Origin of the sequence: Devosia sp. Root436 (assembly GCF_001426345.1) — a bacterium.
Classification (GTDB): domain Bacteria; phylum Pseudomonadota; class Alphaproteobacteria; order Rhizobiales; family Devosiaceae; genus Devosia.
In genome coordinates this window covers 25,493-41,933 of sequence record NZ_LMEM01000012.1, presented here as the reverse complement: position 1 = coordinate 41,933, position 16,441 = coordinate 25,493, and the positions used below count along the sequence as shown (strand labels likewise).

The 16,441-nt window shown below is 62.7% G+C and carries 18 protein-coding genes; 9 read left to right on the top strand and 9 right to left on the bottom strand.

What is annotated here, in order from left to right; translation table 11 throughout:
- Together ASD04_RS13240 and ASD04_RS13235 are read left to right on the top strand one after the other, a co-directional pair.
- Complete coding sequence (locus tag ASD04_RS13240) at positions 1-984, top strand: ABC transporter ATP-binding protein (protein WP_056257727.1); 984 nt, start codon at positions 1-3, stop codon at positions 982-984.
- Entirely contained in the window at positions 984-2,000 is a 1,017-nt protein-coding gene (locus ASD04_RS13235; protein WP_056257724.1) for a dipeptide ABC transporter ATP-binding protein, read from the top strand. The genes ASD04_RS13240 and ASD04_RS13235 overlap by 1 nt, the downstream gene beginning before the upstream one ends.
- 188 nt (positions 2,001-2,188) lie before the next feature.
- Here the strand turns inward: ASD04_RS13235 and ASD04_RS13230 are convergent, their stop codons facing one another.
- On the bottom strand, positions 2,189-2,689 hold the full coding sequence (locus tag ASD04_RS13230; RefSeq protein WP_056257721.1) for a response regulator: 501 nt from the start codon (positions 2,687-2,689) through the stop codon (positions 2,189-2,191).
- 226 nt (positions 2,690-2,915) lie between these two features.
- On the opposite strand from ASD04_RS13230, the gene ykgO reads away from it, so the two are divergent.
- The 3 genes from ykgO to ASD04_RS13215 all read left to right on the top strand — a co-directional run bounded on the left by ykgO (position 2,916) and on the right by ASD04_RS13215 (position 4,020).
- A complete protein-coding gene (gene ykgO, locus ASD04_RS13225) occupies positions 2,916-3,041 on the top strand; it encodes a type B 50S ribosomal protein L36 (RefSeq protein ID WP_046105532.1) in 126 nt (41 codons plus the stop codon).
- An 87-nt stretch (positions 3,042-3,128) separates the two neighbouring features.
- Positions 3,129-3,536 carry a hypothetical protein gene (locus tag ASD04_RS13220; RefSeq protein WP_056257718.1) on the top strand — a complete coding sequence of 136 codons (408 nt, stop codon included), beginning with the start codon at positions 3,129-3,131 and terminating at the stop codon, positions 3,534-3,536.
- An 85-nt stretch (positions 3,537-3,621) separates the two neighbouring features.
- Complete coding sequence (locus ASD04_RS13215; RefSeq protein WP_056257715.1) at positions 3,622-4,020, top strand: SRPBCC family protein; 399 nt, start codon at positions 3,622-3,624, stop codon at positions 4,018-4,020.
- A 52-nt stretch (positions 4,021-4,072) separates the two neighbouring features.
- Here the strand turns inward: ASD04_RS13215 and ASD04_RS13210 are convergent, their stop codons facing one another.
- Positions 4,073-4,435, bottom strand: coding sequence for an antibiotic biosynthesis monooxygenase family protein (locus ASD04_RS13210; protein ID WP_056257713.1), 363 nt, complete (start codon positions 4,433-4,435; stop codon positions 4,073-4,075).
- 63 nt (positions 4,436-4,498) lie between these two features.
- Positions 4,499-4,735: a hypothetical protein gene (locus ASD04_RS13205; protein WP_056257711.1), complete on the bottom strand. Its 237-nt coding sequence runs from the start codon at positions 4,733-4,735 to the stop codon at positions 4,499-4,501.
- 87 nt (positions 4,736-4,822) lie between these two features.
- On the opposite strand from ASD04_RS13205, the gene ASD04_RS13200 reads away from it, so the two are divergent.
- Entirely contained in the window at positions 4,823-6,214 is a 1,392-nt protein-coding gene (locus tag ASD04_RS13200) for a PLP-dependent aminotransferase family protein (protein ID WP_056257709.1), read from the top strand.
- 61 nt (positions 6,215-6,275) lie between these two features.
- On the opposite strand, the gene pyk is transcribed toward ASD04_RS13200, so the two are convergent.
- Complete coding sequence (gene pyk / locus ASD04_RS13195) at positions 6,276-7,715, bottom strand: pyruvate kinase (RefSeq protein WP_056257706.1); 1,440 nt, start codon at positions 7,713-7,715, stop codon at positions 6,276-6,278.
- Positions 7,712-8,281, bottom strand: a complete 570-nt coding sequence (locus ASD04_RS13190; RefSeq protein WP_156461249.1) for a DUF1036 domain-containing protein — start codon at positions 8,279-8,281, stop codon at positions 7,712-7,714. The genes pyk and ASD04_RS13190 overlap by 4 nt, the downstream gene beginning before the upstream one ends.
- A 174-nt stretch (positions 8,282-8,455) precedes the next feature.
- Here ASD04_RS13190 and ASD04_RS13185 point away from each other — a divergent pair, with 174 nt between their 5' ends.
- Complete coding sequence (locus ASD04_RS13185; protein ID WP_056257703.1) at positions 8,456-8,719, top strand: DUF2312 domain-containing protein; 264 nt, start codon at positions 8,456-8,458, stop codon at positions 8,717-8,719.
- Positions 8,720-8,825: 106 nt separating this feature from the next.
- Here ASD04_RS13185 and ASD04_RS13180 read toward each other — a convergent pair whose 3' ends face one another.
- The 4 genes from ASD04_RS13180 to ASD04_RS13165 form a co-directional block, all read right to left on the bottom strand.
- The gene (locus tag ASD04_RS13180; protein ID WP_056257700.1) at positions 8,826-9,980 is read right to left on the bottom strand and encodes a mandelate racemase/muconate lactonizing enzyme family protein; all 1,155 of its coding nucleotides are present in this window, start codon (positions 9,978-9,980) and stop codon (positions 8,826-8,828) included.
- A gap of 78 nt (positions 9,981-10,058) precedes the next feature.
- Complete coding sequence (locus ASD04_RS13175) at positions 10,059-10,772, bottom strand: FCD domain-containing protein (RefSeq protein ID WP_162245134.1); 714 nt, start codon at positions 10,770-10,772, stop codon at positions 10,059-10,061.
- A gap of 32 nt (positions 10,773-10,804) precedes the next feature.
- Positions 10,805-12,757: an ABC transporter permease subunit gene (locus ASD04_RS13170; protein ID WP_056257698.1), complete on the bottom strand. Its 1,953-nt coding sequence runs from the start codon at positions 12,755-12,757 to the stop codon at positions 10,805-10,807.
- A 125-nt stretch (positions 12,758-12,882) separates the two neighbouring features.
- Positions 12,883-14,283, bottom strand: coding sequence for an extracellular solute-binding protein (locus ASD04_RS13165; protein WP_082531211.1), 1,401 nt, complete (start codon positions 14,281-14,283; stop codon positions 12,883-12,885).
- A 300-nt stretch (positions 14,284-14,583) separates the two neighbouring features.
- Here ASD04_RS13165 and ugpC point away from each other — a divergent pair, with 300 nt between their 5' ends.
- Together ugpC and ASD04_RS13155 are read left to right on the top strand one after the other, a co-directional pair.
- Positions 14,584-15,642 (top strand): sn-glycerol-3-phosphate ABC transporter ATP-binding protein UgpC, encoded by a 1,059-nt coding sequence (ugpC, locus tag ASD04_RS13160; protein WP_056257692.1) that lies wholly within the window; start codon positions 14,584-14,586, stop codon positions 15,640-15,642.
- 47 nt (positions 15,643-15,689) lie between these two features.
- Positions 15,690-16,433: an aminoglycoside phosphotransferase family protein gene (locus tag ASD04_RS13155; RefSeq protein WP_056257689.1), complete on the top strand. Its 744-nt coding sequence runs from the start codon at positions 15,690-15,692 to the stop codon at positions 16,431-16,433.
- The last annotated feature ends 8 nt before the right edge of the window (positions 16,434-16,441 follow it).

Genomic DNA, 16,441 nt, shown 5'->3' with positions numbered 1-16,441 from the left:
ATGAAAACTGTGTTGTCCGTCGAGGACATGTCGGTGACCTTCGCCCTGCACCAGAGCGAAGTTCACGCCGTGCGCGAGATGAACTTCTCGCTGTCCGAGGGCGAAACGCTGGCGGTGGTCGGTGAATCGGGATCGGGAAAGAGCCAGGCCTTCCTCGCCATCATGGGGCTGCTGGCCAAGAACGGCCAGGCCGGCGGCCGGGCGATGATGGGGGATATCAACCTCATCGGCATGGCGCCGCGCCAGCTCGATACCCATCGCGGCAAGGACATCGCGATGATCTTCCAGGATCCAATGACGTCGCTCAATCCGACGCTCAAGGTCAAGACGCAGCTCAGCGAGGTGCTGGTCAAGCATCGCGGCTTCGATCAGCGGAAGGCGACGATGGCCGCGGTGGAAATGCTGGAGCGGGTCGGCATCCCCGAACCGGTGAAGCGCGCCAATGCCTATCCGCACGAATTGTCGGGCGGCATGCGGCAGCGCGTGATGATCGCCATGGCTTTGCTGTGCCAACCCAAAATCCTGATCGCGGATGAGCCGACCACGGCGCTGGACGTGACGGTGCAGGCGCAGATGCTCGATCTGTTCAAGACACTGACCGATGATTTCGGCACGTCGCTGGTGCTGATTACCCATGACCTGGGCGTGGTGGCTGGTGTCGCCGATCGCATGATGGTGATGTATGGCGGCCGGGCGGTGGAAAAGGGCACGGTCGACGACCTGTTCTACGATCCGCGCCATCCCTATACGCTGGGCCTGCTGCATTCGACGCCGCATATCGCTCATCGCACGGCGCGGCTCGACCCGATCCAGGGCCTGCCGCCGAGTCTCGAACACCTGCCCAAGGGCTGCTCGTTCAACCCGCGCTGCGCCTTTGCCTTCGATCGGTGCCTGGCCGAAAGGCCGCCGCTGGCCGATACCGGCAATGGCCGCGAAAAGGCGTGTTTCTACGAAGGCCCGATGGCCTATGGAAAGGTCGCCTGATGGACCAGACCCCGATCAACCTGCTCGAAATCAAGGATCTCAAGAAGACCTTCTCGATCTCGGGCGGCCTGTTCCGCCAGCTGACGCTGACGGCGCTCGAAAACATCAACTTCAACATCCGCCAGGGCGAGACGCTGGGCATTGTAGGCGAAAGCGGCTGTGGCAAGTCCACCCTGGGCCGCTGCATCCTGCAGTTGCTGACGCCCGACGAAGGCCAGGTGCTGTGGCTGGGGCAGGATCTGACCCGCCTGCCGGCGGAGGAGATGCGCAAGCGCCGGGCGGACCTGCAGATCATCTTCCAGGATCCGCTGGCCTCGCTCAATCCGCGCATGACGGTGGGCGAGATCATCGCCGATCCCTTGCGCACGCTGCGGCCGGAAATGAACAAGGAAGAGCGCCGCGCCCGCGTGCTCAAGATCATGGAAGCGGTGGGGCTGCTGCCGGAGATGATCAACCGCTATCCGCACGAATTCTCGGGCGGGCAGGCGCAGCGTATCGGTATTGCACGGGCGCTGATCACCGAGCCCAAGCTGATCGTCTGCGACGAGCCGGTTTCGGCGCTGGACGTATCGATCCAGGCGCAAATTCTCAACCTGCTGGCCGAGCTCAAGGACGAGTTCGGGCTGACGCTGATCTTCATCTCGCACAATCTGAGTGTGGTGCGGCATGTGTCCGACCGCATCCTGGTGCTCTATCTGGGACGGATCGTCGAGCTGGCGACGGGTGACGAGATCTACGACGATCCCAGGCATCCCTATACGCGGGCCTTGCTGACGGCGGTGCCGATCCCCGATCCGAAGCTGGCGCGGCAGCGCAATATCGACGCGCTCAAGGGGGAAATTCCCTCGCCGATCAATCCGCCCTCGGGCTGCACGTTCCGCACGCGCTGCCGGTTTGCCAAGCCGTTCTGCGCCGAGACGCGGCCGCCGCTGGAAATGATCGAGGACGGCAGGCTGGTGGCCTGCCACCGCTGGCGCGAAATCGAGGTGCCAGAAGAAGCGGTGCTGGGGGCGTAGGACATGGAAAGGCCCGCTTTGGCGGGCCTTTTTTCAGCGGTTCCACTGAGGGGGACACCTTGGGTGGGTGAGGGGTTCAAGGCTGGTGAAAGGTGCGGTGCCCGACGCGGCGCTGAACCCCTCACCCGACCCTTCGGGTCGACCTCTCCCCTCAGGGGAGAGGTGACTTGGGCTCCACTCGATATCTGCTAACTCGCCTTGTTTTTCTTGCCCGCTCGCCGTTCCTCGCCGACACCCACGGTGCGGCGGCGGCGGTCGGGGCCGCTATACTGGTCGGCTTCGATGAAGCCGCGGGGATGGGCTTCGATGCTGGTGAGGCGGGCCTGCAGGTGGTTGGCGGCGAAGGGCTTGCGCAGGAATTCGGTGACGCCGGCGTCGCGGGCCTCGGCAATGCGCCTGGCATCGGGAGCGGCGCTCATCATGATGATGGGCACGTAGCGGTTCTGGCAATCGGCGGCGGTGCGCAGCTTTTTGGTGAAGGCCACGCCATCCATGCCGTCGAGGTCGTCGTCGATGATGAGCACGTCGAAGACGCGGCGCTTGAGCTCGGTCATGGCCTTGTTGGCGTCATAGGCCTCGCGGATATCCTTGCGGCCCAGATTGCGCAGCATCACGGCGACAAGCGAGGCCATGTTCTGGCTGTGATCGGCAATCAGTACGCCGCGCTTGGTGATTTCCTCGTTGGCCATGCCAGTTCCCGCTTGTCCTGAAGCGCCCCAGATCGACAGCGGAGACAATAGCTTAGCTTTCGATACAGCGTGTTAACCGGACGGCCGGCAAGCGGCCAGGGGAAAGCCCGACATGGGGGCAATTTCACCTGTCGTTGCGCGTTGACAGGTGAGGGCAATTTCCATATGTATGCCCCCAAGTTTCCGGGCGCGCAGGCGCCCATTTTGTTTGACTGAGGATAGACCGATGAAGATCCGCAACTCGCTGAAGGCGCTGATGACTCGCCACCGCGCGAACAAGCTCGTCCGCCGTCGCGGCCGGGTTTACATCATCAACAAGGTGGACAAGCGCTTCAAGGCCCGCCAGGGCTGAGCCCGTTTTACATCCAGATTGTTGACTCAAGCCCGCGAAAGCGGGCTTTTGTTTTTCAATCAGGTCGTTGCGGGAAGACAGAACCAGATGCGGCGTTCCCACACGATCTCCCTGTATATCGACTATCCCTACGATGCCGCTTACCGCTTCCTTGCCAATCCGCTGAACTATGGTGAATGGGCCGCGGTGGACAAGGCCAGCTATCGGCCGCTTGAGAATGGCGACTGGGAGGCGATGACCAATTTCGGCGGAATCAGGCATTTCCGGTTCACGCCGGTCAACGCCTTCGGCGTGCTCGACCATGCCATCTTCGTGCCGGGCGAAAAGCTGCTATGGACGCCGATGCGCGTCATGCCCAACGAGGAGGGGACGGAACTAACCTTCACCTTCTACCAGCGACCGGGCATGGGCGAGGAAGAGTTCGCCTCCGCCATCGAATGGATCACCACCGACTTCCTGACACTCAAGAGCCTGCTGGAAGCGCTGCGGCGTTAAGCACTGCGCCGGGATACCCCCCGGAAGGTCTTGATATCACAGGATGATTGCGCAAGTGTGCCGCCGCTGAGTAAGAGGTGCATCTGTGCTCCAGGCGCGTACGCTGACGGTCGAGATCGCCCGTCCGGCCGAAGACATCTATAATTTCCTGGTCGATCCGGCCAATCTGGCGAGTTGGACGCTGGTGAAGAACGGCCGGCCGCATCCAGCGGCGGGGCCGGATAGCTGGGCCTATGACGGCCCGCGCGGCATGGTGATCGTGCATTTCACCCCGGCCAACCCCTATTTCGTACTCGACTATCGCATGCAGGTGGGGCCGCAGGTGATCCACGCGGCGCATGTGCGGGTGATCCGCAATGGCGCGGGGGCGGCCCTCACCCATACGTCGGTGCAGCAGCCACTGGTGTCGGACGCCATGTTTGCCTCGGAAGAGGAATGGATGCTGTCGGACCTGCTGGTGCTCAAGACGCTGATGGAAAAGTAGGGCTGCGCGGCCAAGGCCCCGCGCCGCCGGTCGGGCTGCGCGAGGCCTGCGGTCATTTTGCGCCCGAAGCGGGATGCTGGAACGCCTGCCACGGGGTGTAGAGGTTGGGGCCGCCGCTGCCGAGTTGCATCTTCGGACTGGGCGTCCCCAGCACTTCGCCACCGACGTCGGCCGTTGCCATGAGCGGCTGCATCAGGTGACCGATATTGGCGAAATGCTCCATGGCCGCGTCGATGTCGCGGTAGCGCTCGAACACGATCGCCTCACTTTCATCGTCGTTGAAGAAGATCTCGTACTGAAGCGTGCCGCGATCCTGGGTGCGCACGATCTCCATGGCCTGTTCGCACAGGCGCTTGTACTCGTCCAGCTTGCCGGGGCGAATCCTGGCCCGGGCGATTCCCTTGATTTCATCCATGGTGACTATCCTTTTGAAGTGACTGGCCGGTACCGGCCCTGGTTAGACGACGGTTGCAGTCCGTCAGTTGAACTGGTCCGGTCCAGCGGGACGCGCGCCACGCACCAGAGCTTCGCGCACGTCCTCGCGGCGAAGGCCCAGATCGCGCAGACGATGCTCCGGCATGAAGAGCAAATCCTGCAAAGCTGCCGTTCGTTTCCGCCTGGCCTTGGCATCAACCATCCATCCGGCGATGTCATGAAGCACTCCGACAATCGGAGAGCGGGCGGGCTGATGGGTAAAGACATCGATGAAGATCATCTGGTTTTCTCCAACCGTGGCTAGCGGACAGATGCAAAGCTATGGCAAGCTGGACAGTAATTTAATGACCAGTTGAAGCAGAAATAGTTGTCCAGTTACGAGGTCGAACTGCTGATATCGGTGGATCGCCACGGTCCGGAGGCCCTGCACGCGCAGGTGGAGCGGCAATTTCGCGACGCCATCCGCAGCGGCACCCTGCGGCCGGGAAGCGAGGTGCCATCGACCCGCGCCCTGGCGAAGCGTCTCGGTATTTCGCGGCCGCTGGTTATGGAGGCATACGCCCAACTGGCGGCCGAAGGCTACCTGGCCCTGCGCCAGGGGGCGGCGCCGCGCGTGGCGAATACCGCGCCGCGGCAGCAGGTGTGGGTGTTTCCGCCCGAGAGCTTCACGACCACCTTCTTCCGCTACGACTTCCGGCCAGGCATTCCGGATCTGTCGACCTTTCCTTCAGCACGCTGGCTCAAGGCAGTCGAGGCGGCACTCAAGACGATGGTGCCCAATGACTTCGGCTACGGGCAGCGCTTCGGCATCTGGCCGCTGCGCCAGGCGCTGGCCGACTATCTCGGGCGCGTGCGGGGTGTCAGCGCCGATCCGCGGCAAATCCTGGTCACCGGTGGCTTCGAGCAGGCAAGGAGCTTTCTTGCGCAGGCCCTGAGGCGCCGTGGCGTAAGCCAACTCGCGGTTGAGGAGCCTGGTTACACCGACAGGCATGTCTGGCTCGATGCCGGTCTGACATTGATCCCCGTCGCTGTCGACGAAGACGGCATCGACGTGGCGGCGCTGGCCCGGAGCGGAGCGCAGGCGGTGCTGCTGACGCCGGCGCATCAATCGCCGACCGGCGTGGTGATGAGCGGGGCGCGCCGGCTGGCGCTGGCGACGTGGTTGCGGGACTGCAAGGCCGTTGCGATCGAGGACGACTACGATGGTGAGTTCCGCTACGACCGTGCGCCAATCGGCGCACTGCAGGGCCTTGCACCTGACCATGTGGTTTATGCGGGCACGACGAGCAAGACGATGGCTCCTGCACTGAGGCTGGGCTGGATGGTGGTACCGCCTGACCTGCTGCTGGCGCTCGAAAGCGAACTGCAGCGACTGGACTATGGCCGCAGCCGGATCGATCAGTTCGCGCTGGCGCATTTCATCAGGACCGGCGATTACGACCGGCACCTGCGCAAGATGCGCGCCGTGTACCGCGATCGCCGTGAGGCCCTGCTCGGGGTGATCAGGTCAGATCTGCCGGAGGTCGAAGTCAGCGGCATATCGGCCGGCCTGCACGCTAGCGTCCGCTTCTCCCGGCGCCTCAACGAAGCCGCCATCGTCGCGCGTGCGCACAAGCGCGACATAGGCCTCACCTTTTTGCGCCGGCATTATCTCGGTGCCGCGCCGGAGGAGAGCACGTTGCTTCTAAGCTACGCCAATATGCCCGAGGCGGCGCTCCGCGCGGCCTTTCGCACACTGGTCACGCTGCTCAACGACTAGCTGGCGTCGGCAAAAAGGCCCGCTCGCGCGGGCCCTTTGTCGTTGTGACGTCAGGTCGAGATCAGCTGGAGCCGGCGCCGTCCTGGCGGACGAAGGCGATGCGCAGCATATTGGTGGCGCCGGGGGTGCCAAGGGGAATGCCGGCGGTGATGGCGATGCGGTCGCCGGGGCGGGCAAAGCCTTCCTGATAGGCGATGACGCAGGCGCGATCGACCATGTCCTCGAGGCTGACGGCATCTTCGGTCTGCACGCAATGGACGCCCCAGACCACCGACATGCGGCGGATGGTGCGCTTATTGGGCGACAGCACGATGATGGGCTTGCTGGGCCGCTCGCGGGCGGCGCGGATGCCGGTGGAGCCCGAGGCGGTGTAGGTGACGATGGCGGCAAGGTCGAGCGTTTCGGCAACCTGGCGCGTCGCGGCCGAAATGGCGTCGGCGGCGGTGGCTTCCGGCTCGGTCTGGGCGGCGCGGATGATGCCGCGATAATTGGCATCGCCCTCGACCGCCACGGCCACCTTGTTCATGGTAGCGACGGCCTCGACCGGATACTGGCCGGAGGCGCTCTCGGCCGAAAGCATGATGGCGTCGGCGCCTTCGAAGACGGCGATGGAGACGTCGGACACTTCGGCGCGGGTGGGGACCGGGGCCGAGATCATCGATTCCAGCATCTGGGTGGCCACGACCACCGGCTTGCCATAGCGACGGCACATGCGGATCATGCGCTTCTGCAGGCCCGGCACGGTTTCAAGCGGGAGCTCGACGCCGAGATCGCCGCGGGCCACCATGATGGCGTCGCAGAGCTTGACGATTTCTTCGAGGCGATCGATGGCCTGCGGCTTTTCGATCTTGGCCATGACGCCGGCGCGGCCCTGCACGATCTTGCGGACGTCGATGATGTCTTCGGGGCGCTGCACGAAGGAAAGGGCGATCCAGTCGGCATCGGCGGCGAGGCCGGCGAGCAGATCGGCGTGATCCTTTTCGGTCAGCGCGCCGGTGGGCAGCAGCGTATCGGGCAGGGAAACGCCCTTCTTGTCGCTCAGCTTGCCGCCATAGATGACCTCGGTCTCGATGGCGCCATTGCCGACTTTGACAGCCTTGAGGGCCAGCTTGCCGTCGTCGAGCAACAGGCGATCGCCCACCGAAACGTTCTCGATGATTTCGGGATGGGGCAGGTAGACGCGCTCGGCATTGCCGTTGTCATTCTGCTGGCTGTCGAGGGTGAATTTCTGCCCGGCTACGAGGTTGACCGACCCCTCGGCGAATTTCCACACGCGCAGCTTGGGGCCCTGCAGGTCGACCAGCACGCCGAGGGGATGGTTGAGGCGCTTTTCGACATTGCGGATGCGCTCGACGGTCTGCTTGAGCAGGTCGTGGCTGGCATGGCTCATATTGATGCGGAACACGTCCGCGCCGGCCTTGGCCAACTCCTCGATCATCTTTTCTTCGTGGCTGGCGGGCCCGAGGGTGGCGATGATCTTCGCGCGTCGCATGCGTCTCATTGCGTGTCCGTTTCTTGCGTATTTATGTCGTCCTGCGGGACATCGATGGTGACGTCGTCGGGGTCGACAAGGAATGTGGGGTCTTCGAGATCTTCGCTGGCATCAGGACCGACGATAGCGGGGCCGTCGGCGCTCTCGGTGAGCTGCAAGGTCCAGTCGGTGCGGTTCTGTGTATCGATTTCAAAGAAGCCGGTGCGCTCATAACCGCGGGCGAGGCAATCCTCAACCCCGAATATTGTGAAGGTTTCGTCACGCGTGCACATGAAGACCGAGCCGTCCCAGGCGCCGCCGCCGATATCGTCCACCGCGAAGATATAATAGAAGCGCTTTTCGAGGTCCCCCTGATAGAGCACGCGGCAATCGCCCGGCGGGGTCTGCCACCAGCCTTCGCTCATCCAGCCGCGCTCGGCGCGATAGCCCAGGGACACCGAGACCAGGTTGGATGTCTCGTTGCAGATGCGCAGGTCGGCATGAGCGGGCGTGGCGAAAAACGCGAGACTTGCGAGCATCGCGCCGATCAGGGTCATGCCGAGACGGGTGGTGTGCAAAAGCGTGCCGGAAATCATCGGGAAAACGTGCCTTCTTTGAGCCCATGGTGACGCATTGGTCAATGGCAAAAGGGGCGATTTGACGGAATTGCGGCCATGCAGCGGCGCAGCCATGTGGATTGGCGGACAAAGGGGTTGAATGGCGCCCCCGGGTACGATTGAACGGGGCCAGCAAACTTAAAGGACTATGCCATGGCCGTCGAAGACAGCGTTGCCCAGGATCAGCTCAGGGCGTTCATCGAGCGCATCGAGCGCATGGAAGAAGAAAAGGCCGCGATATCAGCCGATATCAAGGAAATCTACGCCGAGGCCAAGGGCAACGGCTTCGACACCAAGATCCTGCGCAAGATTGTCGGTATCCGCAAGCAGGACGCCAATGAGCGCATGGAGCAGGAAGCGCTGCTGGAGCTGTATATGGCCGCACTCGGCATGGTGGCGGCGCCTGCCGAGGATTGATCCATCCACTGAGTCATCCCCGCTTTGGGTATAGGAACCCTCGCCGGCCAATGGGGCTAGCGAGGGTTTTCCTTGGGTGGAGCTGGCGCCGGGTCCACCGCCAAGGCTACTCGAACCAGGTGGTTCCGGGATATTGGTGGGCCCTGGCGACGTCTTCGTTGAGTTCGAGTCCGATGCCCGGCCTGTCGCTCAAGGCGATCTTGCCGTTCCTGATGATCTCGCCGCCATCGGTGATGGTCGACCAGTAGTCGCGATGGAACCAGTGGAATTCCAGCACCAGGAAATTGGGGATGGTGGCGCAGACCTGGGCCGAGGCCATGGTGCCGATGGGAGAAGAGACATTGTGCGGCGCGAACGGGATTGAATAGAGATCGGCCATCTCGGCGATCTTGCGGCATTCCGAAAGTCCGCCACATTTGGGAATGTCGGGCATGATGATGTCGACCGCCTGCTGTTCGAGCAGCTTGCGGAAGCCGTGGCGCAGGTAGAGATTTTCGCCGGCGCAGATCGGGGTAGACGTGCTGCGCGTGATCTCGGCCATGACATCGATATTTTCGGGCGGGACCGGTTCTTCCAGCCACATCAGCTGGAGATGTTCGAGATCGCGCGCCAGCCGGATAGCGCTGTGCTTGTCGAGCCGCGTATGCAGGTCGCAGGCAACCTCCACCTCCTTGCCGGCTGCTTTCACTACCATCTCGGCCAGTTGCACCATGCGGTCATGCTCCCACTTGTTGGGGGTCATGTTGAAACCATCCTTTTTGTACCAGCCGGTTTCCGTGCCGGTATGGCCATAGGCGCGAATATCAAGGTCGACCTTGAGGGCGGTGAACCCCGCCGCCAGAACCTGGTCCACCTCGGCCTGCACCTCGTCCATATTCATGCCGGGGGAGACTTCGCAGTCGCAGTAGACGCGGATGTCGTCGCGGAACTTGCCGCCGAGCAATTCGTAGATCGGCACGTTCAGGGCCTTGCCCTTCAAATCCCAGAGCGCGATCTCGATGCCGGTCAGCGCGGTGATCAGCGCGCCGGCGAAGCCGCCCTCGAAGACCAGGCTGCGGCGCAGCTCCTCGAAGATGGCGTCGATGGCGAATGGATCGCGGCCGACCAGCCTGTCAGCCAGTTCGCGGATGATGGCGATGGCCTGATGACCCCCGTGGACGCATTCGCCCAGGCCGGTGATCCCGGCATCGGTTTCGATGCGGACCCACAAATGCATGCAATGGCCGCTCGTCGCCGCCGTCTTGACTGATGTGATCTTCAATTGGTCCCCCTCAGGAATCGAGCCCATATCCGGCGCATTTTTGCCGCGCGCGGCTGCGATGGGTGGCGCAGGCAGAGTTCATGCCGGAGCGGACTTCTCGGGATCCTGGAATGCCTTGACGCCAACATGCAGGTGCGACTGCAAGGCATATTGGTAGCGAATGCGATCCCTGGCCGCCAAGGCGTCCACGACGGCGGCATGCTGCTCATAGGTGTCCGTGGTAAAGTCGCGGAGTTCCTTGGCCCGCTCCATGATGCGGATGATGACCGGCTTCATGATGCGATAGACGTCGCAGATGGCGCGGTTGTCCAGGATGGTAACAAGCCGGAGGTGGAAGCGGAAATCCACTTCCGACGCCGCCGGGATAGACCCCGCCACGCGCAGCTGTTCGTTGATGTCGCGCATCTCGGCGATATCGTCGGGCCGCATCTGCTCGAAAATGGTATCGACCGAACCAACCTCGATGAACTTGCGGAACCCCTGGATATCGTTGAACGTGCGGCGGGAAATATCCAGCGTATCGAATGAGAACAGGTCAAGCGCCCGCTCCATCCGGTCATCGACGATGATGGCGCCGATCTTGGGGCGTACGGATACGATCCCATAGGCCTTCATGATCCGCATGGCTTCGCGCACGGTATTGCGGCTGGCCTGGAAGCGGTCGCACAGCTCCCGTTCGGTGGGGAGGTTGTCGCCTACGCCCAACCGTCCTTCGGAAATGAGACCCCGGATATTGAGCACCATGGCGTCGACCGCGGACGGGATGGAGCTGCGCACGATCGATGCGTTCAACGCGCTGCGCCCCTTGATCCGCGACGAACCACTCATCCCTTGACGGCCCCAACGGTGAGGCCTTCGGAGAGGAAGCGCTGGGCGTAGACATAGAGGACGGCCACCGGAATGGCGGTCAGCAAGGATGCCGCCATCAGCTTTCCCCAAGGCAGGATGTCGCCGACCACCAGCGATTGCAGCCCGATCGGCAGGGTGCGCAGCGACTCACTGGTGATGAAGACGAAAGCGAACAGGAATTCGTTCCAGGCGTTGGTAAAGGCAAAGAGAGTCACCGACAGGATGGCAGGGGCGGCAAGCGGCAGGGTGATCCGCCAGAAGATGTAGAGCCGGCTGGCGCCATCGATCCGCGCCGCTTCCTCGAGCTCGACTGGAATAGACCTGAAATATCCCATTAGCACCCAGGTCGCGAAGGGCAACAGAAATGTGGGGTAGGTCAGGATCAGCGCGGTGTGGGTGTTGATCACGCCCATCGTCGTCAGGGTCTGGTAGAGCGGGATGAACAGCAGCGTGCCGGGCAGCAGGTAGGTGATGAGCAGCAGCGTGGTCAGCAGCGACGCGCCACGGAAGCGCAGCCGCGACAGCGCATAGGCCGCCAGCGATGCCAGGGCCACGGAAACAAGCGTGCTCAGGGCGGCGACGAAGACCGAGTTCAGCAGCCAGGTCAGGAATGGGGTGTCCTGCAGCAGGGAGGTATATTGCTCGGTCGTGGCCGGTTCGGGCCAGAAGATCGACCGGCGCTCGCTGATCTGGGATGTCGTCTTCAACGAGGTGGTAATGATCCAGTAGAAAGGAAAGATCACAAAGACCAGAAGCGGGACAAGCACCAGCAGTCGCGCCAGCGCGCCGGCATTGGATCGTGACGATTGCCTGAAAATCGGTTGCAGGGCCGACCGGCCGGTAGCGACGCGAACCTTGCGCACGGCCCATTCAAGCCCGGCGAACACCAGTTGGATCGGCAGGAAGGCCAGGTCGATGATGATGTTGACCAGCCAGGTGCCGCCGGCCAGCAGCCGGTCGGCTATGCCAGGGCCGCGCTCGGAGATGCCGTCTCGCTTGTCGTCGTGGCGCATGAAACGCGCCAGCAGCCAGATCAGGATGGCCATGAGGGGCGCGACGCTGAAGGCGATGGCAATGCCCGGCCCGTATTGCAGCGAACCAAGCGCCTTTTCATAGGCCAGGATGGAATAGAGTTTGGTGGCGCCGCTCGGCCCGCCGCCCGTCATGAGGAAGGGCAGGCCGAACTGATTGAAGGTGGAGATGAACGAGAGCAGCAGGGTGACCACGATCACGTAGCGCAGGCCAGGCAGCGTGACGTTGCGGAAACGCTGGATGGCATTGGCGCCATCGACCTGCGCGGCCTCGATCTGCTCGCGATCGACGGCCTTGAGTCCGGCCAGCAGCAGCAGGACATAGAAGGGTATGCCTTTCCAGACATTGACCGAGATGACGCTGCCCATGGCCATGTCGGGGTCGGACAGCCAACCCAGCGGGCGATCGATGATTCCGACGCCCTGCAGGATGGGATTGAGGCCGCCGAACATCGGATCGTAGATGCTTTTCCAGGCCAGGGCCGTGACGATTTCCGGAACGATCCAGGGCAGGAGCATGATGCCGCTGAGCAGATTGCGGAAGGGCAGGCGGCTGTTCAGGATGAGAGCAACCGTCATGCCGATGACGAATTTCAGCGACAGCGACCAGAAGGTGAACTGGATCGTGTTCTGCATGGCCTGCAGGAAATCGCTGTTGGTCCAGAGACGCTGGTAGTTGCGCAAGCCGACATCGGTGGTTTCGCCCGTCAGGAAATTGAGCGAGGTCGTGCTGATGAAAATGGCGCTCACGAATGGCCAGAAGATCAGGAGCGCCATGACGAGAACCATGGGGAGCACGAACAGATAGCCGACCTTCCAGTCGCGTCCGAAAAGGTTCTCCAGGAGCTTCCTGCGGGTGACGGGTCGTGCTGTTGTCGTTCCCAACGTCAAGGTCATTCGATCTTCCATGCCAACTCTCCATCGGGATCAGGCGCGGTAAAAATCGGCCGCGGCGCCGGCCGGTCGGTCAAATGGCACGCGACGGGGCGGTGGATGCCACCCCGTCGCGTTGTCCACGACAGCTAGAGGATGCCGCCTTCTTCAAAGATCTGGACGATCTTGTTGTGGGCGTCGGTCACCGCTTCCTGGGAGGTCATGCGGCCGGCGATCACATTGCCCATGGACTGTTCCAGCACGCCCTGGGCGCGGATGGCGTCGATCTGGGCGGCCGGCTGAGCAGGCCAGGATGGTCCGATGAAGGGTTCGGGAACGCTGACCTGATCCTTGATGATCGCGTAGTTGGGATCGGCCGCGATCAGCTCGTCAGTCCACAGATTCTCGTAGGCGGGCATGAACAGGCCGCCGGCGACCGCGGACATCGGGGTGAAATTGGCCGGATCGAGCAGATCGAGGGCAAGTTTCCTGGCAAGATCGACATTGGGCGCACCCTTGAAGATCGTCAGCCAGCCGCCAACGGCACCGCCATCGCGGCTGTCGCCATTGTTGGCATTGGGCTGGCGCAACAGCACGGTGCCCGGGAATACCGGGTTGTTGTCGCGCTTGGCCGCTGCGTAGACCGAGAAGGCGTTGTGCGTATAGCCGATATTGCCGGCGAGATAGGCCTCGTTGTTGGAGGTGTCGCCCCAGCTTTCGACGCCTGGCGGCAGCATGGCGGCATATTTGCCGTTGCGGTCGTAGGTTTCGCGGACGAATTCAAAGGCCGCGACCGTTTCGGGCGAGTCGAACTCGACCTTGGTGCCGGTTGCATCTGTAAAGTGGCCGCCAAAGGCATTCAGGATGCCTGACGCTATACCCCAGCCGTCACCCGACTGATTGACGGTGACGCCCCAGCCCCAGAATTCGTTGTCGGGATCGGAGATGGCGAGAGCCGCCTCACGCCGCTTTTCCCAAGTATCCAGGGTCTGCGGATCGATCCCCTTCTCCGCCAGCTTGTCGCCACGGAAGAATGTGCCGGTGGTGTTGGCGATAAAGGGGATCGCCCGCCAGCGGCCGTCGATCTTGCCGATGCTTTCGGCATTGATGCCCCGCATGACGTTGCCATACTTGCCGATGGCCTCTTCAACGACGTCATTGACGTCTTCGAGCAGGCCCAGCAGGTGCATCTRCGGCACCGAGACGTTGCTGGTATAGGCGAGGTCAGGCGGGTTGCCGGCCTTAACCGCGGCAGACATCTTGCCCAGGAAATCGCCGAACGATTCCGGGTTGGTAGTCGAGATATCGAGCTCGACATTGTTGGCACTGGCGAAATTGGTCACCGTGTCGCGGAACAGGTTCTGCGCCGCTTCGAAATATTCCGTGCGGTGGATTACGGTCAGCTTGCCGGCTGCACCTTCGGGCAGGTCCATCTCGGGAGCAGCATCCTGCGCAAACGCCGGAAAACCATTGCTTGCGGCCCAAAGGCCAATACCCGCGGCACCGCCAGTTCTTAGAATGTCGCGGCGATTAAATTTATTCGACGTCATACGTCCATCTCCTCCTGTTGAACATAGCTGAGCGCTCGCCGACCCTTCGGGTAAGCGTCAAAAACTGTCGCGATGCGCCGCGCCCTCCGAGTGAAGGAGCCTCCTCGCCCCTTCCTATACTCCACCCACCAAGTGGACTTTTGTCCTATCATTGTCGGCGAACAGGCATGAATTAGGACTCAAATGACCGATGAGTCAATCTTTTGTCCTACAAAAGACTTGATGGGGCTGTGCTGTCGCTCTAAACCCAAGAGGGTTCGATCTGCCAGGGAGGGCAGCGGGCACCATAGGGAGGAACTCATGGGCGCGGTGACGATCCGAGACGTGCGAAAGAACTACGGCAGCCTGGAAGTCCTGCATGGGGTATCCATAGACATCGCCGATGGCGAATTCGTCATCCTGGTCGGGCCGTCCGGGTGTGGCAAATCCACCTTGCTGCGGATGATCGCGGGCCTCGAGGATATTACCGGCGGCGAGATTGAAATTGCCGGAACCGTGGTCAATGACCTCGCGCCCAAGGACCGCGATATCGCCATGGTCTTCCAGTCCTACGCGCTTTATCCGCATATGACGGTGGAAGAGAATATGGCGTTCTCGCTGCGCCTCGCCCGGGTGCCGAAGGATGAAATCAAGCGCCGCGTGGCCAATGCCGCGGTGATCCTGGGCCTCGATACTTACCTGGAACGCTATCCGCGGCACTTGTCCGGCGGGCAAAGGCAGCGGGTCGCCATGGGCCGGGCCATCGTGCGCAATCCACGGGTATTCCTGTTCGACGAGCCGCTGAGCAATCTCGACGCCAAGCTGCGGGTGCAGATGCGCAGCGAAATCAAGCTCAATCACCAGCGCCTCAAGACCACCACGGTCTATGTCACCCATGACCAGATCGAAGCGATGACCATGGCCGATCGCATCGTGGTCATGCATTCGGGCAATATCGAACAGATCGGCACGCCGCTGGAGCTCTACGATCATCCGGCGAACCTTTTCGTGGCGGGCTTCATCGGTTCACCGGCCATGAATATCATCGGCGGCGCGATAGAAGGGTCCGCGTTCCGCTTTGCCGATGGTACGAGCATCGATCTGGGAGCCTTGCCGCCCGCGGTGAAGGATGGTCCTATCACCCTGGGCGTGCGCCCCGAGCATTTGCGTCTCGACCCGGCCGGAACCATGGCGGAGGTTGTCGTCATCGAACCGACGGGCTCGGAGACCCAGGTGACCCTCAGCCTGGGCGGGCAGGACCTCGTCGGCGTATTCCGCGAGCGCATCAATGCGGGGCCTGGCCAGCGGATCGGCGTTGCCTTCGACAGCAGCCTGCTGCACCTGTTCGACGTCGACACGGGACAGCGTATCCCCCGCTGACGGCGAAGGCCCCTGCGTCACCTGCGCGGGCGTGGAGTGCATTGTGGATGGACGGTGAATACGGAGACCTGCTCGGCAGCGGCAAGGAGGCGGAGGTCTACCGGCAGGGAGATCACGTCCTCAAGCTCAGCCGGGCCGGCGCTTCCAAGGCAGCGGCGTTTCGCGAAGCCGCCAATCTCGCCATCGTCGAGGCGCTTGGATTGCCGGCGCCGGCGCCACTGGGTGTCGTCCAGCGCGGCGACCGCTGGGGCGTGCTGATGACCATGGCGCCGGGGGAGTCCTTTGGTGCCGTCATGCTGCGGCAGGTGGAACTGGTTCCGGACTATCTCGGAGCCATGGCCGGGTTGCACGCACGCATCCTCAGCCAGCCGGGAACCTGGCAGACAAGCCTATCGGCACGACTCTCGAGCAATATCGGCAGGGCGCCCGGCCTCGGCGAAGGGGAGCGCAAGCGGCTGCTGGACGCGTTGCGGGAGCGCCCCGGAGGGGGCCGGCTGTGTCACGGCGATTTCCACCCGTGGAACATTCTAGGGTCACCCCACCAGGCCATAGTGGTCGATTGGCTCGATGCCTGTTCGGGCCCTCCCGAGGCCGATATCTGCCGCAGCTATGTGCTGATGAAGCCGCGGGTGCCGCAGCTGGCCGAGGCCTATCTCGCCGCCTGCGAGGCGCGGGGACTGACGTCTCGCAGAGACGTCCTGGCCTGGTCTCCATTCGTCGCCGCTGCCCGGCTGGCCGAAGGCGTGATGGATGATCGGGACGAACTCATGGAGATGGCGCGACGCCTGTAGGTTGGGCC